The following is a 13,650-nucleotide window of genomic DNA, read 5'->3' as shown; positions in this document are numbered from 1 at the left end:
AGCCGGGAGCCCTATCCTTGTCCCCGGCGACGTCACGGACCGGCCCACACCAGGGCACCACGACCGAGGCCACCACACCAGGCCCCCGTAGCTCAGTGGATAGAGCAGGCGCCTTCTAAGCGCTTGGCCGCAGGTTCGAGTCCTGCCGGGGGCGCCACTGCCCGTTTGGCGGGAGGGATCGGACGACGTGCGACTGCGCTGCGCGGTACTCGACGACTTCCAGCAGGTGGCGACCGAGATCGCCGACTGGTCCCCGGTCGCCGACGACGTGGACGTCGTGTCCTTCGACACCCATTTCACCGACGAGGACGCCCTCACCGCGGCTCTCGCCGACTTCGACATCGTGGTCACGCTGCGCGAACGCGTGTCCTTCCCCGGCTCACTGATCGCCCGGCTGCCCCGGCTGAAGCTGATCGTCGCCTCGGGCATGCGCAACAGCGTGATCGACTACGCCGCCGCCGACGCGCACGGCGTCACCGTCTGCGGTACGGCCTCCTCCTCGACCCCGCCCGTCGAGCTGACCTGGGCCCTGCTCCTCGGCCTGGCCCGCGGCATCGTCCAGGAGGGCGTCGGACTGCGCGAGGGCGGCCCCTGGCAGCGGACGGTGGGCGCCGACCTGCACGGCCGCCGGCTCGGGCTGCTGGGCCTGGGCAAGATCGGCGGCCGGGTGGCGCAGGTCGGCCTCGCCTTCGGCATGCGGGTGAGCGCCTGGAGCCAGAATCTCACCCGGGAGCGCGCCGAGGAGGTCGGCGTCGAACTCGCCCCCTCCAAGGAGGAGCTCCTGCGGGCCGCCGACTTCGTCTCCGTCCACCTGGCGCTGGGCGACCGCACCCGGGGCCTGCTCGGCCCCGCCGAACTGGCCCTGCTCAAGCCGACCGCCTATCTGGTCAACACCTCGCGCTCGGCGATCGTCGACCAGGAGGCCCTGCTCGCCGCGTTGCGCGAGGGCCGCATCGCCGGCGCGGGCGTGGACGTCTTCGACACCGAGCCGCTGCCCGCCGGCCACCCGATGCGCACCGCCCCGCGCCTGCTCGCGACACCCCACCTCGGGTATGTCTCGCGCGCCAACTACGCCACGTACTACGGCCAGGCCGTCGAGGCGATCCGGGCCTACCTGGCGGGCTCCCCCGTACGGCGCCTGCCCGTACCCCCGGCTGCGGCCTCGACGGCCCCGACCTCGGCGTAAGAGCGCTCAGGCGGTGCCCGTACGGGCGGAGTCCACCGGGCGCGAGTAGATACCGTCGCTCCGACGCAGGTGACCGAAGTCCACCAGATGGCGCCGGAGCGTCACATGGTCGACCTCGCCGTCCTCGCACCACGCCCGCAGCTTCCCGTCGACGGTGCGCTCCGGGTACTCCACGCCGGGGGCGAAGGTCTGCTCGGCGATGTGCCGCAGCACCACCTTCTTGCGCGTCCAGCGCGCGGGGAGGCGGACCAGCCGGCCGTCCTTGACGAAGGTCCGCAGGATCATGCCGTCCCGGTCGTCGTGGCCCTCCCCCGGCTCCCCGGCCGCCTGCGCCACCGGGCGGCCGGCGCGGGCCAGCTCCCGGAAGCGGTCATGGGCGACGACGAGCCCACCGTCGTCCCCGGACGTCACCACGCCCTGTTCCCGCAGCCGGCGCAGCGCGCCGGCCGTCTCCTTCGCGGAGAGGCCCGCCGTCCGGGCCACCTGCGCTGCGTCGCCCGCGCCCAGCGCCACCGCCGCGAAGGCGCGCACCCGGCTCTCCTCGGCGAACAGACCGGGCAGCGCGGCCAGTGCGGACGCTGCGGTCGGTGCGGTGGGTGCGCTCGGTGCGGTCAGCGGGGACGGTGTGGTCAGTGGGGACTGTGTGGACGGCTCCGGCGCCTTGGTGAACGAGTCGGATCGGTCGTTTGGCATGCCGGGAGGCTAGTGGACACACCGGGGCGCACGGGAACGGTTTTCGCCCCCAGTCCTCCCATCCAGTCCTCCCATCCAGTCCTCCCGTCCAAAAAGGGTGATCCGTACATTCTCCCCGTGACCCGCCGCGACCGGGTGCGTTGAACCGGCAGTGCGGCGGCGCGTCCTGCCGCCGCGCTCCCCGAGTCAGAAGGAGAACGTGATGTCTCGCATCGCGAAGGCCGCCGGTGTCGCCCTCGGTGCCGGTGCCGTGGTGCTCAGCGGCACCGGCATGGCCATGGCGGACGCGGGCGCGGAGGGCGCGGCCGTCGGCTCGCCCGGCGTCCTGTCCGGCAACGTCGTCCAGGTGCCGGTGCACGTGCCGGTCAACCTGTGCGGCAACACCATCGACGTGATCGGCCTGCTGAACCCGGCCTTCGGCAACGCCTGCGAAAACGACGACGACGACAAGAGCGGCGGCTACGGCGGCTGAGTCCCCAGGCACGCGAGGAGAGCCCCGGCCTTCCCAGCCGGGGCTCTTCCCGTACCCGGACCCGCCCCGCTCAGGCGTACCGGTAGATCCGGCCGACGTCCTCCAGTTCGTCCGGCGTCACGTCCCACGGCGGCAGCTTCTCGTGCCGTGCGACGATCCGCCCGCGCTGCGCGCTGCCCCGGCCGGGCGGTTCGGCGGGCAGATAGCGGGCGCCGCGGTGCCGGGCCTGCCAGCGGGACCACTGGAGGTCGATGAAGGCGTGGTGCAGCCAGAACACCGGGTCGTTGACGGAGGCGCCGCCGACCATCGCCCCGCCGACCCAGCGGTGCACGCGGTTGTGGTTGCGCCAGGAAACACTGCCGCGCCCGGTCCCCCACCCCTCCAGCTTGTTGCGGAACCCCTTGCGGACCGTGGAGTCATACGGTGAGACGTCGTACTCCGGGTCGTCCAGCGCCCACTCCAGGTCGCTCTTGGAGGGCAGGTCGATGGGGTCGCCCGCGCGTCCGAGATCCCGGGTGAGGTACTCCGTGTCGGTGACGTTCACCTTCAGGGTCCAGTCGCCCCCGGCGTGGGCGAACGGCCCGGTGGTGACCCGGTGGTCGGAACGCCGCCCGGTGCCCCCCAGGAGGTCGGCGGTCCAGGGCGCGGAGCCGACGCCGCGGTCCTTCGTCCAGTCCCAGTAGGGCACGGTGACCGACGAGTCGACCCGGCGCAGCGCCTCCTCCAGGTCCAGCAGGAACCGGCGGTGCCAGGGCAGGAAGGACGGCGCCATGTGCGCCGTACGCAGTCCGTCCTCGCCGTCGGAGACGTAGTACTCGATGTGGGTGCGCACGAACTCGTCGTACTCGCCGCGCCGTTTGATCTCCAGCAGCGCCTCGACGAACCGCCGCTTCTCGGTGCGGGTCAGCGTGCTGACGTCCTTACGCGTGTACGCCATGGCACCCCCCGAAGTGCTGGTCGTGGCCGTGCTGGTCGTGGCCGGGGGCCGGCGTGTCGCGTAGCTGCTCGCCGGGGCCGAGTTCGTCGACGGCGCCGCGGGCCGCGTCGAGCGGTGTGGGGTACGACCGGTAGTGGTCGACCATGCTGAGCCAACTGCCGTCGGCCCGGCGCATCAGGTGCAGCGGCCGGCCGTCCACCGTGACGTGCCAGGTGCCTGCGCCGACGGCCCGTCCGGCGGCGGACGGGATGCCACGGATGCGCCGGCCGCGGTAGGTCTCGTCGAACGCGGTGTTCTCGGCGGACCCGACGGCGTGCGGGTCGGCGTGCGGGTCGGCGTGCGGCTCGGGGTGCGCGGGCCCCGCCGCGCCCTCGGCTGCGACGGTCTCGGGCGCGACGGTCTCGGCTGCCCGGGAGGGCCGGGAGGCGGCGACCAGGGGTGCCAGGCCGACGGCGAGGGCCGGGGCGAGCAGCCCCCGCATCAACTGCCGCCGGGTTCCGAACGCCGACCGGCCCCTCGCCGACACCTCCGCCGCGTACTCCGGCCTTCGTTCCGGCCTTCGTTCCGGCCTTCGCTCTGTGCCTCTTGCTGCCGCGTTCGGGTTCTCGTTCGTGTTCGTGTTCGCGTCGACGACCATCACTCGCTCCTCGTCCGGTTCCGGTGATCCGCAGCGCTAACCGCACGGCGGGCCCCGCGGTCACCGCTCGCAGGGCCAGTCGGAGCACGGCCGCGCCACGGAGCGAGGTCGCCGCAGGGGGCTACAGCCCTGGTCCGACGCCCAGGTCGGCCACCGGGACCGTCTGGACCACCGGGGCCAGCAGTCCGACCTGGGGGAGCTTGGCCGCCGGCAGGCCGAGGGCGTCGGGGTTCGGCGCGGTGAGCGGGGCGTCCAGGGACAGGCCCGGCGCCAGGGTCCGCAGCTCGGCGGCGGGGGCGTCGACCGCGGCGTGGTCGAAGTCGTCGCCGAGGAGGTGCGGCAGGGGCTGGCGCAGGTCGGCGCCGGGCAGCCCGCCGTGCACCGGCAACTGCGGCAGCGTCCGCTCCGGCAGCAGCCGGCCCTCGACGTACCGCGGGCCCTCGGGCGCGCCCGCCGTCGGCACGGGCAGCTCGCCGGTCACCTCGGGCAGTTCCATGCCGAGGGCCGTCTCCGCGCCGTCCAGCGGCACCGGCACGGAGATCGCGCCGGCCGCGGCGGCCGGGGTCGCGGCTACGCCCACGGCGGCGGCCACACCGGTGACGACGGCGGCCAGGGTTCGTCTGGTGGTCGACTTCATGACAGGCACGGTCCCTTTCAGGAATACGGGGAAGCTGGCGGAGCGGGCGCAGAGAACACGACGGGGGCGGCGGGCGTCCAGGCGGGCGGGCGGCGGCGTGGAGCTTGGCTCAGCCGCCCAGCGGGAGGCCGCCGAGCAGGCCGCTCGCGGAGTTCAGCTCGCTGGTCGCGCCGTTCACGGTGTGCAGCACGGAGTCCTTGTTCTCGGTGTCCAGCGCGTCCGACTGGTGCTTCAGCGGCATGACGTCGATGGGCTCCGCGGTCAGCGCGTTCACGGCGCCGTTGAGGCTGGTCGGCGTGAGGGCGGCGGCGTCGGAGGCGTCGTAGGCGAACGCGGGGGCGGCGGATCCGACGGCGGCCAGGGATCCGGCGACGACAGCGACGGCCTTGAGGGACTTCATCGTGTTCCTTTCCTCTCCTCGGCGACCCGTGTCACCGGATCACCGGAGCAATTGCTGGCGCCATGCGTAACGACCTGCGCCGGGCGCGGAAACCCCGCTTCCGGAAGACATATGAGATCTCCGGAGGACAACAGGAGGAATCCGGATGACAAAACGGCGAAAGGGCCGTCGCGCCATCCCCGCGGGGGTGGCGCGACGGCCCGGAACGCCGTGGGCGTCAGGAGGGATTCGCCGGTGCGGCGGCCTCCGGCGTGGTGGCCTCGGGCGCGCTCGGTACCCCCGGCAGGCCGGCCAGGTCCGCGGCGGGCAGGCCGTTGCCGACCAGCGTGGCGGCGACGACGTTGACGATGCCCGTCATCACGTTCTTGACGGCCGGGCTCACCTGTTCGGCGGTACCGGAGGTGGTGGCCTTGACCAGGGCGTCGACCTGCTTCTGCAGAGCGGCGTGCGCGGTCGCGGTCAGGTCGGACGCCGCCGCCGTCCCGTCATCGCTCTGCGCCGTGACGGGCGCCGGCAGCGTGACCGGGGTCTCGGCCTCCGGCGCGGTCACGGCCGGCGGCTGGACCGGGGTGGTCGTGCCGGGGGTGGTGGCCGCGTCGTCGGCGTCCGTGCCCGCCGCGGCCGCCGCGTCCGCCTTGGCGAGGGCGTCCTTGACGGCGGCGGAGAGCTTGTCCGCGGCGGTGGCGGAGAGTTGGCCGTTGTCGGCCTCGAGGACGGCGCCGAGCATGTCGGTGACCGGCGTGAGCACGCCGCCCAGACCGGCCAGGCTGCCGACCTGGCTCTGCAGTTCGTCCGCGTCGGGGAGGGGTGCGTGGGAGGCCGCGTGGGTGCGTTCCCGGACCGATTCGCCATCGGCCGCCATCACCACCGGACCTGAGAGGCCGATCAGCAGGCCGGCGCAGAGAGCGGTGCCGGCGATTCGCCGTGCGGGCAGACGCATGAGGGGTTCCTTTCGGTGGTGCGTCGGATCTTGTGCCCACCGTGGAAGCGCCCCTGGACCTCTGCAACCGAGCGGTGACCGGCCCGGCCCGGCCGCCATTCCCGCTGTCGGCGTCCTGCCTGGTGAGACGCCTTGTCAAGTCCCGCACGCCGTGTCGGCGCCCATGCCCCCCATTCGGGGCAGCACACCGCCGTCCGTGCGGCAACGCGAACCGGCCGCCCGCTCGCGGAGAACCGCGGTACGGACGGCCGGTACGGGGGATGTGCGAGCCGACGTCAGTCGTTCTCGCACTCGTTGCCGAACGCCGGGTTCAGCAGACCGATGACGTCGATGGTGTTACCGCAGACGTTGACCGGGATGTGGACCGGGACCTGCACCACGTTGCCGGACAGGACGCCCGGGGAGTGGGCGGCGGCGGCCTGCGCGCCGCTGTCGGCAGCGGCGACACCGGCGGTGCCCGCCACCGCGGCGGCGGCGACGGAGGTCAGGGCCAGGCCCTTCGCGATACGCGACATGGAGAAGTGCTCCTTGGGGGTTGTCACACACATCCGGGCGGCTGCCCGGCGCAGTGTCAACGCGTGGCACGGGCGTGAGTTGTGCCGCCAAAGGGGTGATCCGGCGAAAGGCCGGTGTTCACAAATCCAACACACTTACCCGGTTTCGCCGTATTAGTACGGATAGCGGTTAGAGTCCCACTCCATTCGACGCATCCGACGCGCCCCTTTCGCATTACCGGGGGACACCGGCCGAGGGACGTGCTCCGTAAGCGAGGAAACGCGCATGCACCTGCCACCGACCGGCTTACCGCCGCGGGTTCTGCACATCACCCAGCCGGTGGACGGCGGGGTCGCCCGGGTGGTGACGGATGTGACGCGGGCTCAGCTCGCCGCCGGGCTGCGCGTCGCGGTCGCCTGTCCCGACGGGCCGCTCGCCGACCGGCTGCGTTCGCTGGGCGCCGACGTGCGGCACTGGCCGGCGACGCGTTCGCCGGGCCCGTCGCTGCTGTCGGAGGTACGGCGGCTCGCGCGCGTGCTGGCGGACGTACGGCCGGACGTGGTGCACGCGCACAGCGCGAAGGCCGGTCTCGCGGGGCGGCTCGCCGTACGGGGCCGGATCCCGACGGTGTTCCAGCCGCACGCCTGGTCGTTCGAGGCGGTCGGCGGGGTCGCCGCGGTCCTCGCGCTCGGCTGGGAGCGGTGGGCGGCGCGGTGGACGGCCCGGACGGTGTGCGTGAGCGAGGCGGAGCGGCTGCGGGGCGTGCGGGCCGGGGTCCGCGGGCCCTGGACGGTGATCCCGAACGGCATCGACCCCGACCGCTTCCGCGCCGACGCGGGAAGCGACACGGTCCGCGGCGTACGGCTGCGGCACGGCGTGGGACCGCACGCCCCCTTGGTGGTCTGCGTGGGGCGGCTGTGCCGGCAGAAGGGGCAGGACGTCCTGCTGAGCGCCTGGAACGCGGTCCTCGCGCGGATGCCCGACGCCCGGCTGGTCCTCGTCGGCGACGGCCCGGACCGCACCCGGCTCACCGAGCGGGCCTCGGCGTACGGCCTCCTCGGCGGCGCAGCGGCCCCGCACCGTGCCGGCGACCCGGGCCCGGCCTCCGGGCCTTCCGGACCTCCCGGGCCTCCCGGGCCTCCCGGCGACGGGCCGGACCCCGGCGAAGACGCCCCGGCGTCCGTGCTGTTCGTGGGGGCCGTCGCCGACGCGGCCGTCTGGTACCGGGCCGCCGACCTGGTCGTGCTGCCGTCGCGGTGGGAGGGCATGGCGCTGGCGCCGCTGGAGGCGATGGCGTCTGGGCGTCCCGTGGTGGTGACCGACGTGGACGGTGCCCGCGAGGGCCTGCCGCCGGCTCTCCTGCCGCACTGTCTGGTGCCGCCCGAGGACCCCTCGGCGCTGGCCGCCGCCGTCACCGCGCTGCTGCGCGACGCCCCGCTGTGCACATCGCTCGGCCGCCGGGGGCGCGCGCACATCCGGTCCGCGCACGACGTACGGCACACGGCGGCGGCGGTCACGGCGGTGTACGGCGACCTCCTCGGCACCGCACCGACGACCGGGACATACGCCCTCCACGACGACGACCCCCTCGGCGCGGACCCGGCCACCCCGCACCGACCGTCCGCCGCACCCCACGACGTACAGCACACCGCGACCGTATGCACCGACCCCCTCCGCGCGGACCCCGCCACCCCGCACCGACCGTCCGCCGCAGCGCGCCTCCTCCCCGGCGACAGGCCCGCAGCCGTGGACCGGTCGGCCGTCGTGCCCCTCGAGTACAGGGAGTCCACCCACCCGTGACCGCGGAAAGCACCGTCCCCACCCCCGCCGGCCAGGCGCGTGACCTCGGCTCGTCCCCCGTCTCGGTGCTGCCGCAGCGCGACGGCACCGCGGGCCGCCGGCTGCCCGCCGGGCGTATCGCACCGCGCCCGGACTCCCCGCTGCCGTTGCTCCTCGCGGACGGCACGGCGGCCCTGCCGGGCTCGCTGGTCCTCACCGGCACCCCGCACCAGCCCCTGCTCGCGGCCCTGCTGGTCGCCGCCTCACTGCTGCTGCGCCCGCGACCGCATCCGGCCCGGCTGCCACCCGGCGCGCTGGACGACCTGCCCGCCCTGTGCGGCCGCGTCGCGGTGGTCTGGCTGGCGCTGGCGGCGCTCGTCGCGGCGTACGCCCCACCGCACGCGCTGTCCGCGCGCACCCTGCTCCTCGGCTTCCTGCTGCACGCGGCGACGGGCTGCGTCGGCCGGGGAGCCGTGCACCGCCGACACCGTACGGCGCTGCTGGACCACCCCGGCGCGGCCCTCGTCGTCGGACCCACCGCGACCGCGCAGCGCGTGGCCTCGGCGCTGCTGCGCCACCCGCGTTGCGGGGTCCGTCCCGTCGGGATCGTCACCGACGACCCGGGCGGCACCGCGGGCCTGCCGGTGCTGTCCACGGGCCTGCCCGTGCTGTCCACGGGCGAGGAGGTGCGGCGGGCGGTCGTGCAGAACGGTGTACGGGACGTCCTGGCCGTGTACCCCTCCGCGCGGCCCCGGCAGACGGCGTTGTTGCGCGCGCTGGCCGAGTCGGGCTGCACGGTGTGGGAGGTCGACGCGGACGCCTCCTCGTACGCCGGCCGGCACCGGATCGCCGGGTTCGCCTGCCGGCGTCTGGAGCCGGGGCCCCGGCGGCCGGGCGGCGCGGGCAAGCGGCTGCTGGACGTGACGGTGTCCGGGGCGCTGTTGGTGCTGCTGAGCCCGTTGCTGCTGGCCTGCGCGACGGTGCTGAGGGTGCTGAGCGGTCCCGGCGTGCTGTTCCGGCAGGAGCGCGTCGGCAAGGACGGCCGACCGTTCACGCTGCTGAAGTTCCGCACCCACCGCCCGGTCGACGAGCACGAGTCGGCGACCCGGTGGAGCGTGGCGGACGAACGCCGGATGCCGTGGTTCTGCCGCTTCCTGCGGCGCACGTCGCTGGACGAGCTGCTCCAGCTTTGGAACGTCTTCCGGGGCGACATGAGCCTGGTCGGCCCGCGTCCCGAACGCCCGTACTTCGTGGCGCAGTTCAGCCGGGCCCACCCCGGCTACGCCGCCCGCCACCGGGTGCCGGCCGGCATCACGGGCCTGGCCCAGATCAACGGGCTGCGCGGTGACACCTCCATCGAGGACCGGGCCCGCTTCGACAACGCCTACATCGACGACTGGTCGCTGTGGCGGGACGTGTGCATCCTGCTGCGTACGGCCGCCGCCCTCGCGCGTCCCACGGGGAGCTGAGCGAGGTGAGCGGCCACACCCTGTCCCTGTGGTCCGCCGGGAGCGTGCGGCGGCTGCCGCCCGTGCTGGCCGTGGTCGCGGTCGTCGCTCTGCTGGCCCTGCCGGTCGCGCCGGACGACGGCGGCGGCGCGCATCCGGCCGACGCGGTGTCCGCGCTGGTGGTGCTGTACTGCGTCCTGCGGCTGGTGCGGGACCGACGGCGTCCGCTGTCCCGTACGGCGGCCGTGGTGCTTGGCCTGCCCGTGCTGGGCCTGGCCGTCGCGGCCGTGGGCGCCGCGTCGCCGGAGGCCGCGCTCAGCGGCCTCGGCCGCTACCTCCAGGTTTTCGTCCTCGTCCCCGCGGCCGTACTGCTGCTGGTCCGCGACGAGGACGACGTACGGCTGCTCGCCCGGTCCATGGTCGCGCTGGCCGTGTGGCAGGGGGCGGTCGGCGTGCACCAGTACGTCACCGGGACCGGCGCCTCCTACCAGGGCGAGCGGATCAGGGCCGTGGGCACCTTCGGGCCGCAGGACGTGATGGGGATGGCGACCGTGGTGTCGCTCGGCGTGGTCTGCGCGGTCGGTCTCGCGCTGGGCCGGACGCCGCTGCGGCACCGGCTGCTCGCCGCCGGCTGCGCGCTCGCCCTGCTGCTGCCGCTGGCCCTGTCGTTCAGCCGCGGGGCGTGGATCGCCACGGTGCTGACGTGCGCGGCGCAGCTACTGCTGGCCGGGGTGCGCAGGGCGCTCGCGGTGGGGGCGGCGGTGGTCGCGGCGGCGGTGGTGCTGGTCGGCGGGTTCGGGGTCGGTACGGCGATGCTCCAGGAGCGGGTGGGCAGCATCACGCAGGTCACCGACGCCCCCGACCAGTCGGTGACCGACCGCTACACGATGTGGGCGGCGGCGGTCGGCATGTGGCGGGAGCGTCCGCTGACCGGCGTGGGGCTGAAGGGCTTTCCCGAACACCGTGACTCGCACGCCTCGTTGGCGCTGTCCTCGGGCAGCGAGACCGACGGTGCGGGCGCCGGGTACCGCAGGCAGCCGCTGCTGTCCCCGCACAACATGTATCTGCTGGTGCTGGCCGAACAGGGCCTGATCGGGCTGCTCGCGCTCGCGGGGAGCTGGCTGGCGCTGCTCGTCCTCGGCCTGCGCAGGCTCCGCGCCGTACGCCGGGACCGGGGGGCCGGGCCGGAGGCCGGGCCGGGAGCCGGGCCGGACTGCGCGCTGGTCGCCTGCGGGCTGCTGGTGTGGCAGCTCACCGACTTCGCGTACGCCGACATCGGCGGTCCCTCGACCGTGCTGACGGCGGTGTGCTTCGGGCTGGCGGCCCGGTGGGCGCTCGGGTCCGGTACGGGGGCCGGGGTGGCGGCGCGGTGAGGGCGAGCCCGCCGCGTACGGCGGACCAGGCGTCGGCCGTCCTGGCGGCCCGGACCGTCGCGCCGGACGGGGACGCCACCACCGCGGCGGACGTCGACGGCGCCGCACCCCCCTTCGACACCATGGCGACGGACTCGGCCACCTCGGCCACGACCGAGGCCGAGGCCACCGCGGCGGCAACCGAGGGCACTACAGCCGCAACCCAGGCCCCCACCGCCGCCACCGAGAGCCGGTTCTCCGGGGGCTTCCTCGCCCGCGCCGCGCTCGTCACGGCCGTGCTGTCGGTGGCCGGGTCGGTGCTCGGGCTGGCCCGGGACCAGGCGCTGGCGAGGCTGTTCGGGGCCGGCAGCGAGACGGACGCCTTCCTGGTGGCGTGGACGGTGCCGGAGTTCGCGGCGACGCTGCTGATCGAGGACGGGCTGGCCTTCGCGCTGGTCCCGATGTTCAGCGTGGCCCTGGCCCGCCGCGCGCAGGGTGCCCCGGGCGACCCGGTGCGCGCGCTGGTCGCCTCGACCCTGCCCCGGCTGGCGCCGGCCTTCGCGGCGGTCGGCGCGCTCGTGATCGTCTGCGCGCCCCAACTGGTCCGGGCCCTGGCGCCGGGGCTGCCCGACCACGCCCTCGCCGTGGACTGCACCCGGCTCACCGCCACCTGCGTCGTCAGCTTCGGGCTCGCCGGGTACTGCAGCGCGGCGCTGCGGGCGCACCGCCGGTTCCTGGCGCCGGCGGCGATCTACGTCGCCTACAACACCGGCATCATCACGGCGATGTTCGTGCTGGGCGGGCGCTGGGGCGTGCGCTCGGCGGCGGTCGGGGTCGCGGCAGGGGGTTTCCTGATGGTGGCGGCGCAGTTGCCGTCGCTGCTGCGGCAGTTGCGGCGCCGGGACGAAGGCGCGCGGCCGACGCGTACCGAGGAGGACCCGGCGCGCCCCCTCGCCCTCGCGCTGTTCGCCACCGTCCTGCTGTTCGCCCTGTGCCGCCAGTCCCAGGTCCTCATCGAGCGCTTCCTGGCCTCCGGGCTCCCCTCCGGGGCCATCTCGCACCTGAACTACGCGCAGAAGGTCGCCCAGATCCCGATGACGCTGTCGCTGATGCTGTGCACGGTCACCTTCCCGGTGGTGGCCCGCGCGCTGGCGGACGGCGACACCGAACGGGCCCGCGACCGGGTCGAGCGGGACGTGGCGCTGGCGGCCTGCCTGGTGCTGCTTGGCACGGCCGTCGTCGTCGCCTGCGCCCCGCAGATCATCCAGGTGCTCTTCCAGCGCGGTGCGTTCACGGCAGCCGACACGGCGGCGACCGCGGGCGTCATGCGCGTGTACGCCCTCGGGCTGCTCGGGCAGACCGTGGTGGGCGCGCTGGCCCGCTCCTACTTCTCGGCGGGCCGGGCCTCCTGGTACCCGTTCGGTGCGATGGCCGTCGGCATCGCCGCCACCGCGGGAGTCGGCGCCCGGGCCGTCGGCCCGTGGGGCGTGACCGGCATCGCCGCCGCCAACGCCGCCGGGATCACCGTCACCGCCGCCCTGCTGCTGGCCGGGATGGGCCCGCGCAGCGTCCCGGTCCGGGTCCGGCGGGTGCTGGGCGAGCTGGGCCGGCCGGTGCCTGCGGCTGCCGTGGCGACCGGCGCGGGCGCGCTGGTCGCGGACCGGTTCGCCGTTCCCGGTGTCGCGCTCGCCGCCGGCATCGCGACCGTCGGCGGCGTCTTCGTCCTCCTCGGCCTGGCCCTGGGCGTCCAGGGCGTCGGCCCCGCCCTGATGTCAGTCCGCTCCGTACGTCTAGTACGTCCAGTAGATCCGGTCCGCTCCGTACATCCGGTCCGCTCCGGCCGTTACATCCGCCCCGTCCGCCCCGTCACGCGAAGGCTCCCGCATGACCGTCTCAGCTTCCCCTCCCGGTTCCGCCTCCCCTCCCGCTTCCGTCGCGCCCGTTGACGTCGGCCGCCGTCCCGGTGCCGTCCCCTGGGTGGCGATGTACCACTCCGTCGGTGACCCCTGGGACGACCCGTACCGCATCACGGTCACGCCCGAACGGCTGGACGCTCAGCTCGGCTGGCTGCGGCGGCGGGGGCTGCGGGGCGTGCCGGTCGGCGAGTTGCTGGCCGCCAGGGCCCGGGGCGGCGGTGGTGACCTGGTGGGGCTGACCTTCGACGACGGGTACGCCGACTTCGTCGAGCACGCGCTGCCGTGCCTGCGCCGCCGGGGCTGCGGGGCCACCCTCTTCGTGCTGCCGGGACGGCTCGGCGGCGACAACGCGTGGGACCGGCTGGGTCCGCGCAGGCCGCTGCTCACGGCCGACGGCATCCGGCACGCCGCCGCCGAGGGCGTCGAGATCGGCTCGCACGGGCTCACCCACGTCGATCTGACCCGGGCGGACGACGCCGCGCTGAGGGCCGAGACCGCCGAGAGCAGAGCGCGGCTCTCGGAGCTGACCGGTGCTCCGGTCGCCGGCTTCTGCTACCCGTACGGCACGGTCGACGCCCGCGCCGCCGACGCCGTACGCGCCGCCGGCTACACCTATGCCTGCGCCATCGACCCCGGCCCGCTGACCGGCCCGTACGCCCTACCGCGCGTGCACGTGGGCCAGCACGACACGGCCGTACGCATGCTGCTCAAGACGCGGCTGCACCGCCTGCGTCGCCGTCCCGCGCGGGGGGTGTGAG

General features: G+C 74.9%; 14 protein-coding genes and 1 tRNA gene. 8 read left to right on the top strand and 7 right to left on the bottom strand.

The window, feature by feature from the left end; genetic code table 11:
* Positions 1-81 precede the first annotated feature (81 nt).
* Positions 82-157: transfer RNA gene (locus KUM40_RS32530), tRNA-Arg, on the top strand.
* A gap of 30 nt (positions 158-187) precedes the next feature.
* Positions 188-1,186, top strand: coding sequence for a D-2-hydroxyacid dehydrogenase family protein (locus tag KUM40_RS32525; protein ID WP_217169883.1), 999 nt, complete (start codon positions 188-190; stop codon positions 1,184-1,186).
* A gap of 6 nt (positions 1,187-1,192) precedes the next feature.
* Here KUM40_RS32525 and KUM40_RS32520 read toward each other — a convergent pair whose 3' ends face one another.
* Positions 1,193-1,879, bottom strand: coding sequence for a DUF2087 domain-containing protein (locus tag KUM40_RS32520; RefSeq protein WP_217169882.1), 687 nt, complete (start codon positions 1,877-1,879; stop codon positions 1,193-1,195).
* A gap of 202 nt (positions 1,880-2,081) precedes the next feature.
* Between KUM40_RS32520 and chpF the strand changes: the two genes are divergently transcribed.
* Positions 2,082-2,351 (top strand): chaplin ChpF, encoded by a 270-nt coding sequence (chpF, locus tag KUM40_RS32515; protein ID WP_217169881.1) that lies wholly within the window; start codon positions 2,082-2,084, stop codon positions 2,349-2,351.
* A 70-nt stretch (positions 2,352-2,421) separates the two neighbouring features.
* Here the strand turns inward: chpF and KUM40_RS32510 are convergent, their stop codons facing one another.
* From KUM40_RS32510 to chpG, 6 genes are all read right to left on the bottom strand, one after another.
* A complete protein-coding gene (locus KUM40_RS32510; protein ID WP_217169880.1) occupies positions 2,422-3,288 on the bottom strand; it encodes a tyrosinase family protein in 867 nt (288 codons plus the stop codon).
* Positions 3,272-3,769, bottom strand: coding sequence for a tyrosinase cofactor (locus tag KUM40_RS32505; protein ID WP_254396027.1), 498 nt, complete (start codon positions 3,767-3,769; stop codon positions 3,272-3,274). Before KUM40_RS32505 ends, KUM40_RS32510 begins: the two co-directional genes overlap by 17 nt.
* Before the next feature lie 277 nt (positions 3,770-4,046).
* Entirely contained in the window at positions 4,047-4,562 is a 516-nt protein-coding gene (locus tag KUM40_RS32500; RefSeq protein WP_217169878.1) for a hypothetical protein, read from the bottom strand.
* Between the two features lie 109 nt (positions 4,563-4,671).
* Positions 4,672-4,962, bottom strand: coding sequence for a hypothetical protein (locus KUM40_RS32495; RefSeq protein WP_217169877.1), 291 nt, complete (start codon positions 4,960-4,962; stop codon positions 4,672-4,674).
* A 217-nt stretch (positions 4,963-5,179) separates the two neighbouring features.
* Positions 5,180-5,902, bottom strand: a complete 723-nt coding sequence (locus KUM40_RS32490) for a hypothetical protein (RefSeq protein ID WP_217169876.1) — start codon at positions 5,900-5,902, stop codon at positions 5,180-5,182.
* A 275-nt stretch (positions 5,903-6,177) separates the two neighbouring features.
* Positions 6,178-6,417 (bottom strand): chaplin ChpG, encoded by a 240-nt coding sequence (chpG, locus tag KUM40_RS32485; RefSeq protein ID WP_007449696.1) that lies wholly within the window; start codon positions 6,415-6,417, stop codon positions 6,178-6,180.
* Between the two features lie 265 nt (positions 6,418-6,682).
* Between chpG and KUM40_RS32480 the strand changes: the two genes are divergently transcribed.
* The 5 genes from KUM40_RS32480 to KUM40_RS32460 are packed head-to-tail and all read left to right on the top strand — an operon-like array spanning position 6,683 to position 13,649.
* Positions 6,683-8,197: a glycosyltransferase gene (locus KUM40_RS32480; RefSeq protein WP_217169875.1), complete on the top strand. Its 1,515-nt coding sequence runs from the start codon at positions 6,683-6,685 to the stop codon at positions 8,195-8,197.
* Complete coding sequence (locus KUM40_RS32475; protein ID WP_217169874.1) at positions 8,194-9,645, top strand: sugar transferase; 1,452 nt, start codon at positions 8,194-8,196, stop codon at positions 9,643-9,645. Before KUM40_RS32480 ends, KUM40_RS32475 begins: the two co-directional genes overlap by 4 nt.
* Positions 9,646-9,650: 5 nt before the next feature.
* Positions 9,651-10,997: an O-antigen ligase family protein gene (locus tag KUM40_RS32470; protein ID WP_308401285.1), complete on the top strand. Its 1,347-nt coding sequence runs from the start codon at positions 9,651-9,653 to the stop codon at positions 10,995-10,997.
* Positions 10,994-12,922 carry a lipid II flippase MurJ gene (murJ, locus tag KUM40_RS32465; protein WP_308401284.1) on the top strand — a complete coding sequence of 643 codons (1,929 nt, stop codon included), beginning with the start codon at positions 10,994-10,996 and terminating at the stop codon, positions 12,920-12,922. Before KUM40_RS32470 ends, murJ begins: the two co-directional genes overlap by 4 nt.
* Before the next feature lie 37 nt (positions 12,923-12,959).
* Positions 12,960-13,649, top strand: a complete 690-nt coding sequence (locus KUM40_RS32460; protein ID WP_217170059.1) for a polysaccharide deacetylase family protein — start codon at positions 12,960-12,962, stop codon at positions 13,647-13,649.
* Position 13,650 lies beyond the last annotated feature (1 nt).

The sequence above is a fragment of the Streptomyces sp. AC512_CC834 genome (assembly GCF_019049325.1).
Taxonomy (GTDB): Bacteria; Actinomycetota; Actinomycetes; order Streptomycetales; family Streptomycetaceae; genus Streptomyces.
Note: the sequence above shows the minus strand (reverse complement) of the source record. Positions and strands in the feature narration are given on the sequence as shown.